7 protein-coding genes and 1 pseudogene are annotated in these 8,648 nt (G+C 73.1%); 4 read left to right on the top strand and 4 right to left on the bottom strand.

The window, feature by feature from the left end; genetic code table 11:
- From AB0H87_RS33390 to AB0H87_RS33400, 3 genes and pseudogenes are all read right to left on the bottom strand, one after another.
- Nucleotides 1–504, bottom strand: a 504-nt coding sequence (locus tag AB0H87_RS33390) for a sensor domain-containing protein (RefSeq protein ID WP_360154869.1), incomplete at its 3' end; no start/stop codon positions are given.
- Nucleotides 501–1,130 carry an ABC transporter permease gene (locus tag AB0H87_RS33395; protein ID WP_360154883.1) on the bottom strand — a complete coding sequence of 210 codons (630 nt, stop codon included), beginning with the start codon at nt 1,128–1,130 and terminating at the stop codon, nt 501–503. The genes AB0H87_RS33395 and AB0H87_RS33390, both read right to left, overlap by 4 nt.
- Nucleotides 1,131–1,235: 105 nt before the next feature.
- Nucleotides 1,236–1,655 (bottom strand): annotated as a pseudogene (locus tag AB0H87_RS33400) (helicase); the annotation flags it as partial.
- A gap of 88 nt (nt 1,656–1,743) precedes the next feature.
- On the opposite strand from AB0H87_RS33400, the gene AB0H87_RS33405 reads away from it, so the two are divergent.
- The 3 genes from AB0H87_RS33405 to AB0H87_RS33415 all read left to right on the top strand — a co-directional run bounded on the left by AB0H87_RS33405 (nt 1,744) and on the right by AB0H87_RS33415 (nt 7,423).
- Nucleotides 1,744–2,913, top strand: a complete 1,170-nt coding sequence (locus AB0H87_RS33405; RefSeq protein WP_360154872.1) for a winged helix DNA-binding domain-containing protein — start codon at nt 1,744–1,746, stop codon at nt 2,911–2,913.
- 32 nt (nt 2,914–2,945) lie between these two features.
- Nucleotides 2,946–6,866 carry an ATP-dependent RNA helicase HrpA gene (gene hrpA / locus AB0H87_RS33410; protein WP_360154874.1) on the top strand — a complete coding sequence of 1,307 codons (3,921 nt, stop codon included), beginning with the start codon at nt 2,946–2,948 and terminating at the stop codon, nt 6,864–6,866.
- 74 nt (nt 6,867–6,940) lie between these two features.
- Nucleotides 6,941–7,423: a universal stress protein gene (locus AB0H87_RS33415; protein WP_360154877.1), complete on the top strand. Its 483-nt coding sequence runs from the start codon at nt 6,941–6,943 to the stop codon at nt 7,421–7,423.
- On the opposite strand, the gene AB0H87_RS33420 is transcribed toward AB0H87_RS33415, so the two are convergent.
- On the bottom strand, nt 7,420–8,208 hold the full coding sequence (locus tag AB0H87_RS33420) for an NAD(P)H-binding protein (RefSeq protein WP_360154880.1): 789 nt from the start codon (nt 8,206–8,208) through the stop codon (nt 7,420–7,422). The genes AB0H87_RS33415 and AB0H87_RS33420 overlap by 4 nt on opposite strands.
- An 88-nt stretch (nt 8,209–8,296) precedes the next feature.
- Between AB0H87_RS33420 and AB0H87_RS33425 the strand changes: the two genes are divergently transcribed.
- A partial coding sequence (locus AB0H87_RS33425) for a sigma factor (protein WP_360154886.1) occupies nt 8,297–8,648 on the top strand: 352 nt, incomplete at its 3' end.

The raw sequence follows: 8,648 nt of genomic DNA on the forward strand, positions 1-8,648 counted from the left end.
GCGACCTACGGCGCCGCGCGCGAAGGCGCGACCTACGCAGCCGGCGCCGCCCACCGGGCCGAGCACGATCTCGCCCGCCGACCACCACAGCGCCGAGGTGAGCAGCAGCGCGCCGAAGACGGTGCCGAGCAGCGTGAGGTACGCGGTGACGAAGGTGAGCGGTGCCTTGACGAACGCGTAGACGGCCGCCCGCCACGCCCGGCCGTCGACCAGCACCTCGCGCGCCCGGGCGAGCACCGTCCGGCCGACCAGCGGCGGGGGTGACGGCAGGTCCCAGCCGAGCAGCGGGCGCGACAGCGCACCGAACCAGGCCGGCAGGTGGCGGGCCAGCAGCAGCAGGCCGACCAGTGGCGGCAGGCCGATGCCGAGCAGGGCCACCGGCGCGGCGACGACCAGCATCACCGGCACGAGGAAGGCCGGCGCCGTGAGGAACAGGCCGGCGAACGCGTAGCCGACCCGCCGCCACGTCGCCGGCGTGAACGGGGCGAGCAGGACGGCGGTCAACCGACCGCCTCGATCGGCCGGCGGCGGGTCAGCAGGGCGGCCGGGAGGACGGTGCCGGCGGCCACCACACCGGCGGTGGCGAGCACCCCCACGGCCAGCGTGGCCGGCGGCACGTACGGGATCCAGGTGCCCAGCGCGGTGTGGACGATCGGCATGAGCGTGACGCCCGCGACCCCTGCGGCGAGAACGAGCCCGGTGACCGTCACGATGCCAGCTTCGCAGACCACGACCGCCAGCACGCGCCCGCGGGTGGCCCCCGCGAGCCCGAGCAGCGCCAGGTCGCGGCGCCGGCCGACCACCACCGTGGCGAGGGTGTTGACCGCGGCGACGGCGGCGAAGACGCAGTAGACCGCGGTGCCGGCGTAGTCGAGCCACACCTCGGTGGCCGGGCCCGGGCCGGCGAGGTGCGCGGTCGTCGTGTGGAAGCCGACCTTCACGCCGGCGAACGCGACGGCCAGCACCAGCGGGACCAGCGCGCCGGACAGCGACCGGGACAGCACGGCGACGGTGTCCGCGGCCAGCCGCCCGGTGCCGCCGGCGAGGGCGAGCAAAGGGCGCGCGACCGCGATGGTGGCCCGGAGCACGAACGGGCCGAGCAGCCCGACGCCCACGCAGAGCGAGAGCATGACGAAGAAGGCCGCGTCGTCCGCCGCGTCCGCGGCCAGGTCGGAGATCAGCACCGAGAGCGTCGTACCGGCGGCGAGCAGCAGCAGCCCGAGGACCGCCCGGACGAGGTCGAGCACCTCGTCGTCGAGGGCGACCACCGTGCGGCCCTTGGAGCGGATGTGCCGGCGCCGCCGGATGCCCAGCGGGTCGGCCGCGGTGGCCAGGTAGAACGGGCGCGAGGCGGGTGCCCGCCAGTCGAGCAGGAGCGGCTCGTAGTCGCCCTCCTCGTCGAAGATGCCGATCCGGCCGATGTAGAGCGGCGCACCGGACTCGGGGTCGAGCCGGCCGAAGCAGAGCCCGCTCTCCACGGCGGAGAGCTGGCCGAGCTGCTCGGTGTACATGCCGACCGACGACTCCCGCTGTGACCGGGCCTGCGGCGTGCCGCCGGTGGCCTCGAGGGCCCCCGACAGCCGCTGTTCGGCCAGGGCCCGCATGCCGTCCAGCCGGTCGTAGAGGCCCGTCAGGTGCTTTTGTTCAGCTTCCATCTCGGCAGGTGAGTCTGTGGGATCGAGGACGCGACTAGGATCAACGCGCTCAGACAACGACTTTTCCTCCGGAAGCGAACCGGGAACCATGCGAACTCCCCAAGATACCGCGACCGCGGTCGGTCTGAACCGCGCGCTGCTGGCCCGCCAGGGCCTGCTGGACAGGCATATCGGACCAGGTGGCGGTAAGCACAGCGGCAAAGCGCTGGTGTCGGCTATCGAACAGGTGGGCGCACTCCAGGCACAGCAGTGGTCCTCGCCACCGATCGGCCTCTGGAGCCGGCTCGCCGACTTCTCGGCCGACGACCTCTGGGCCGTGCTCGGCAAGGGCGACGTCGTCACCGGCATCCTCATGCGCCGCACCCTCCACCTGGTCAGCGCCGCCGAGCACCCCGTCTGGGCGCGGATCGCGGCGGACACCGGGGTCGGTGGCTGGCTGCTGCGCGGCGTGGAGACCCCCGAGCAGGCTTCGAAGATGCTCGACGACACCATCGCGTACGCCAGGCAGGCCCGCACCGGCGACGAGCTGACCGCGTTCGCGGAGCAGTGGGTGGAAAAGCACCCGGACGCGCTGCCGGCCAAGGCGGTGACCGCACAGCAGGAATACAAGTGGCGGCCGTTCCGGGCCCAGCCGGCCTTCGTCAAGGTGCCCGCGAACGGCGACTGGGGTGCCAAGACCCCGGCCGCCTACCACGCCGGCCCGCCCACCCCGAAGGGTCTGACCAGCGAAAAGGCCTGGGAGACGGCGGTCACCCGGCACCTGGGCGCGTTCGGGCCGGCCGGTGCCGACGACATCGCCTACTGGCTGGGCGCCGGTGCCGGGCCGGTCAAGGCGGCGATCGAGCGGCTCGACCTGCTCACCCTGGGCGAGGCCGGTGGGCGGCGGACGCTCTACGACCTGCCGGGCGCACCCCGGCCGGCGGAGGACACACCCGCACCGCCCCGGTTCCTGCCGGCGTTCGACAACGCGCTGCTCGCGTACGCGGCCAACCGGCGCGCCCGGATCCTGCCCGACGCGTACAAGGAGCGGGTCTATCTCAAGCGGAACCTGCGCTGGCTGCCCACCCTGCTGATCGACGGTCTGGTCGCCGGGGTCTGGTCGACGGAGACCAAGCGGGGCGTGGCGACGCTCACGGTCAACGCGTTCGAGAAGCTGACCAAGGCGGCCACCGCGGCCGTCGAGGCCGAGGGTGCGGGCCTGCTCCGGTTCACGGAGCCGACCGCCAAAGATCACGTCGTCCGGATAACCACGAGCTGACCCGGCCCGTCCCGCCTATCCTTGGGCGCGAGATGAACGCGCCCGACCCGTCGCTGCCCGCCCGCCTGTCGACCCTGACCCTGCGTGACGCGCACCGGCTGGGCCGGCGGCTGGAAGGCACCCGCAAGATCCGCGATGCCGCGAAGAAGGCCGCGGCCGTCTCGGCGATCGAGGCCGAGGTGGTGGCCGCCGAGGCCCGCGTCGCGGCCCGGCAGGCGGCCGTCCCGGTGATCCGCTACCCGGCCGAGCTGCCGGTCAGCGAGCGGCGCGACGACATCGCGGCGGCGATCCGCGACCACCAGGTGGTGATCGTGGCCGGCGAGACCGGGTCCGGCAAGACGACCCAGATCCCCAAGATCTGCCTGGAGCTGGGCCGGGGCGTACGCGGGCAGATCGGGCACACCCAGCCCCGCCGGCTGGCCGCCCGGACGGTCGCCGACCGGATCGCGGAGGAGCTGGGCACGCCGCTGGGCAGCACCGTCGGCTACAAGGTCCGGTTCACCGACCGGGGCGGCGACGACACCCTGGTCAAGCTGATGACCGACGGCATCCTGCTGGCCGAGCTGCAGCACGACCGGGATCTCCTGCGGTACGACACGCTGGTGATCGACGAGGCCCACGAGCGCAGCCTCAACATCGACTTCATCCTCGGCTACCTGGCATCCCTCCTGCCCCGCCGGCCCGACCTCAAGGTCGTGATCACCTCGGCGACCATCGAGACGGAGCGGTTCGCCCAGCACTTCCGCCAGGCCTCCGGCGAGCCGGCGCCGGTGGTGGAGGTGTCCGGTCGCACGTACCCCGTCGAGGTCCGTTACCGGCCGCTGGTGCTGGAGGAGGCCGTCGACGACGAGGACGACGAGGAGATCGCGGGCGCGGTCGTGCGCGACCCGATCCAGGCGATCGGCGACGCGGTCACGGAGCTGGCCGCCGAGGGTCCCGGCGACGTCCTGGTCTTCCTGAGCGGCGAGCGGGAGATCCGGGACACGGCCGACGCGCTGGCCCGCCTCGACCTGCCGCACCTGGAGATCCTCCCGCTCTACGCGCGGCTCTCCTCCGCCGAGCAGCACCGCGTGTTCCAGGCGCACACCGGGCGCCGGGTGGTGCTGGCCACCAACGTCGCCGAGACCTCGCTGACCGTGCCGGGCATCAAGTACGTGGTGGACCCGGGCACCGCGCGGATCTCCCGCTACAGCCATCGGCTCAAGGTGCAGCGGCTGCCGATCGAGCGGGTCTCACAGGCGTCGGCCAACCAGCGCAAGGGCCGCAGCGGGCGCACGTCGCCGGGCATCTGCATCCGGCTCTACGACGAGCAGGACTTCCTGTCGCGGGCGGAATACACCGAGCCGGAGATCCTGCGTACCAACCTCGCCTCGGTCATCCTGCAGATGACGGCCATCGGGCTCGGCGACGTCGCGAAGTTCCCGTTCATCGACCCGCCGGACCGCCGCAACATCACCGACGGCGTGGCGCTGCTGCAGGAGCTGGGCGCGCTGGACGACGCGAAACGGCTCACCGAGGTGGGCCGCCGGCTCGCGCAGCTCCCCGTCGACCCCCGGCTCGGGCGGATGGTGCTGGAGGCCGACCGCAACGGCTGTCTCGACGAGGTCTCCGTGGTCGCCGCCGCACTGTCCATCCAGGACCCGCGCGAGCGGCCGGTGGAGCACCGGGCGCACGCCGACCAGCTGCACGCCCGGTTCGCCGACCCGGCCTCGGACTTCGTCGCCTACCTCAACCTGTGGAAGCACCTGCGGGACCGGCAGCGCGAGCTGTCGTCGAGCGCGTTCCGCCGGCTGTGTCGCGCGGAATACCTCAACTACCTGCGCGTGCGGGAGTGGCAGGACATCCACGCCCAGCTCCGGCAGGTGACCAAGTCGCTGTCACTGGTGGCGTCGTCGTCGCCCGACCCGGACCGGCTGCACCAGTCGCTGCTGGCCGGGCTGCTGTCGCAGATCGGCCTGCGCGAGGGCGAGAAACGCGAGTACGTGGGCGCCCGGGGTGCGCGGTTCGCCATCTTCCCGGGCTCCACGCTGACGAAGAAGCCGCCGCGGTACGTGATGTCGGCGGAACTGGTCGAGACCTCGCGGCTGTGGGCCCGGGTCAACGCCCGGATCGAGCCCGAGTGGGTCGAGCCGCTCGCCGGCCACCTGGTCAAGCGCAGCTACAGCGAGCCGCACTGGGAGAAGAAGCAGGCGTCGGTCGTGGCCGTCGAGCGGGTGACCCTGTTCGGGGTGCCGATCGTGGTCGGCCGGCGGGTGCAGTACGGCCGGATCGACCCGGCGCTCTCCCGCGAGCTGTTCATCCGGCACGCGCTGGTCGAGGGCGACTGGACCACCAACCACCACTTCTTCCGCGACAACGCGGCCCTCCTCGAGTCGGTGTCGGCGCTGGAGGACCGGGTGCGGCGGCGCGACATCCTGGTCGACGACGAGACCCTGTTCTCCTTCTACGACCAGCGCATCCCCGCCGAGGTGGTGTCCGGCCGGCACTTCGACACGTGGTGGAAGAGCGCGCGGCGCTCCGACCCGACGCTGCTGACGTTCACCCGCGAGTTCCTCGTCAACGCCGGACGCGGTGACGTCGACCCGGCCTCCTATCCCGACGTGTGGCGCTCCGAGTCGGCGCCGTTGCCGCTGACGTACGAGTTCGCACCGGGTTCCACATCGGATGGTGTGACGGTCGACGTGCCGTTGCCGATGCTGGGTCAGGTGCGGCCGGAGGACTTCGACTGGCAGGTGCCCGGGCTGCGCGAGGATCTGGTGATCGCGCTGCTCCGCTCGCTGCCGAAGGCGATCCGCACCAACTTCGTGCCGGCGCCCGACTTCGCGCGCGCGGTGCTGGCCCGGATCCGGCCGACCGAAGGCGTGTCGCTCGTGGACGCCGTCACCGGCGAGCTGCGCCGGATGACCGGGGTGACGGTGCCGCACGACGCCTGGGACTACGGGCGCGTGCCGGACCACCTGAAGCTGACCTACCGGGTGGTCGACGGCGACCGCGAGGTGGCCCGCGGCAAGGACCTCGCGGCGTTGCAGGCCCAGCTCAAGGCCGAGGTACGCGCGACGGTCACGGCGGCCGCACCCGGCATCGCCCGCACCGGCCTGACCGCGTGGGACTTCGGGCCGCTCCCCCGCTCGCTGGAGCAGGACCGGGCCGGCTTCCGGGTGACCGCCTACCCGGCCCTGGTCGACGAGGGCGGCACGGTCGGCGTCGAGGTGTTCGACACCGCCGGGGAGCAGGCGGCGGCGATGGTCGCCGGCACGCGACGCCTGCTGCTGCTCACCCTGCCCAACCCGGCGACGTTCCTGCAGGGCCGGCTGAGCAACCAGCAGAAGCTCGCACTCTCCCGCAATCCCCACCGCAACGTCGCCGACCTGCTGCGCGACTGCGCCGGCGCGGCCGTCGACCGGCTGGTCGCCCAGGCGGGCGGGCCGGCGTGGGATCCGACGGCGTTCGCCGCGTTGCGCGACCAGGTCCGGGGCGAGCTGGTCGACACGGTGGTCGCGGTGGTCGCGCGGGTCGAGAAGGCGCTGGCCGCACAGCACGCGGTGGAGCAGCGGATCGCCCGGATGACCTCGCTGGACGCGCTGGCGGCGCTCAGCGACGTGCGGGCCCAGGTCTCGTCGCTGATCTACCCGGGGTTCGTGACCGCGACCGGCTGGGCCCACCTCAACGACCTGCCGCGGTACATGTCAGCGGTGGAGCGGCGCCTGGACCGGCTGGGCCAGGACCCGGCCCGGGACCGCGCCGGCCAGGCCCGGATCGCCCAGGTGCAGAAGGAGTACGACGCGATGCTCGCCGCGCTGTCACCGAGCCGCCGGCGGGCCGAGGCGGTCACGGAGATCCGCTGGATGATCGAGGAGCTGCGGGTCAACGTGTTCGCCCAGGCGCTCGGCACGCCGTACCCCGTCTCGGAACAACGCATCTACAAGGCGATGGACGCCGCCGAAGCGGCGTAAAGACCCGGCCCGGCCCCGTCAGGATTTCAGCAAGATCCTGGACCGGCGTGGTGTCGCGCCCACATGCTTGGCGGATGCGATCCACGGTCGTTGTCGGTGTCAGCCCCTCGCTGGCCGGCCTCCAGGCGCTCCGCCACGCGGTGGACGTGGCCCGCGAGCGCGACGCGACGCTGCACGCGGTCCGGGTGTGGCTGTTCCGCCCGATGTGGCGGGACGTCACGGCCCAGTTCGAGCGCCGGGTGCACGCCGCGGAGGCGAAGCTGCTCGTCCCGTACACGTTCGAGGCCGCCATGGGCGGCCTGCCGCGCGGCGTCCGCATCGAGCAGGTGGTCCTGGAGGGGATGACCGGCCAGAGCCTGGTCGAGCACGCGGGCGCGGAAGCGGACCTGCTCGTCGTCGGCGGGGACCGGCGCCGGCACCTGTTCGGCCCGGGCCCGGTCACCCGCTACGCGGTGCGCCGCGCCCACTGCCCGGTGGTGGTCGTGCCCCCGCCGGCGCTGGCCCAGGCCCAGCCCGTCGACGCGCTGCTGCGCGACCTGAGCCGCGACCTCGGCTAGACCGCCAGGCGCTGCGTGAGGAACTCCTCCCACGTCTGGTGGCCGACCGCGTGTTCCGGGGTCAGGTTGGCGCCCGCCCGGTAGGCCCGGGCCGCGGCACCCGGTGCCGGGAACGACAGGATCGGGCGGCGGCGGCCGGTCGCGCGCAGGTAGCCGCGGGCCAGGTCGGCGAACAGGTACGCGCGCGGGCCGCCCATGTCGGCCACGAGACCCTGCGGCTCGCCCAGGGCGAGTTCCACCAGCCGCGCGGCCACGTCGTCGGCGGCGATCGGCTGCAGCTTCGTGCCGCCGGGCGCGAACACGACCGGCAGCTTCGCCATCGCCGCGACCGCCGTGAAGGCCAGCTCGTGGAACTGCGTGGCGCGCAGCGTCGTGTACGGCACTCCGGAGCCGGCGACGATCTCCTCGGCGGCGCGCTTGGCCGCGACGTAGCCGAACATCGCCCGGTCCACCGCGCTCTTCACCGGCACGCGGTCGGCGCCGACGACCGAGATGTAGACCACATGCCCGACGCCCGCCCGGGCCGCCGCCGCCATCAGGTGGCGGGCCTTGACGTCGTCGCCCTTCTGGCTGCCGGCGCAGTGCACGACGGTGGACACGCCCTCGACCGCGGCGTCCGCTCCCTCGCCCGTGGCCAGGTCACCGACCACATAGGTGACCCCGTCGGCGGCCGGCCGCGGGCTGCGGGTGAGTACCCGCACCTCGCTGCCCTTCTCGCGCAAACGGGCGACCACGTACCGCCCGAGCGTCCCGGTGCCGCCGGTGACCAGAATTGGACTGTTCACGATGTTCCTCCCGCTGTATGAGCATTTGTTGCTTCGCTCTTCTACAGGTATGACACGGGGTGGCGAGAGGATGTGACCGGTGGACGAAATCGAGTTGGCCCGGATCTTCGAGGGGCACCGCAGCCGCCTGCGCGCGGTCGCGTACCGGATGCTCGGCTCCCTCCACGAGGCTGACGACGCCGTGCAGGAGACGTGGCTCCGGCTCGCCCGCACCGACGTGGCGGAGATCGACAACCTCGGCGGCTGGTTGACCACGGTCGTGGGCCGGATCTGCCTCAACATGCTGCGATCCCGGCGGCCCGACCTCCCGCTCGACACCCACGTGCCGGACCCGGTGGTGAGCCCCGCCGACGGTCCGAGCCCGGAGGACGAGGCGCTGCTCGCCGACGCAGTCGGGCTCGCCCTGCTGGTCGTGCTCGACACGCTGAACCCGGCGGAGC

It is taken from the genome of Asanoa sp. NPDC050611 (assembly GCF_040654855.1).
Lineage (GTDB): Bacteria > Actinomycetota > Actinomycetes > Mycobacteriales > Micromonosporaceae > Asanoa.

What these genes read in the sequence shown, in the direction of transcription:
- AB0H87_RS33395 (WP_360154883.1), bottom strand. Translation starts at nt 1,130, where the DNA reads ATGCTCTCGCTCTGCGTGGGCGTCGGGCTGCTCGGCCCGTTCGTGCTC.
- AB0H87_RS33405 (WP_360154872.1), top strand. Translation starts at nt 1,744, where the DNA reads ATGCGAACTCCCCAAGATACCGCGACCGCGGTCGGTCTGAACCGCGCG.
- hrpA (WP_360154874.1), top strand. Translation starts at nt 2,946, where the DNA reads ATGAACGCGCCCGACCCGTCGCTGCCCGCCCGCCTGTCGACCCTGACC.
- AB0H87_RS33415 (WP_360154877.1), top strand. Translation starts at nt 6,941, where the DNA reads ATGCGATCCACGGTCGTTGTCGGTGTCAGCCCCTCGCTGGCCGGCCTC.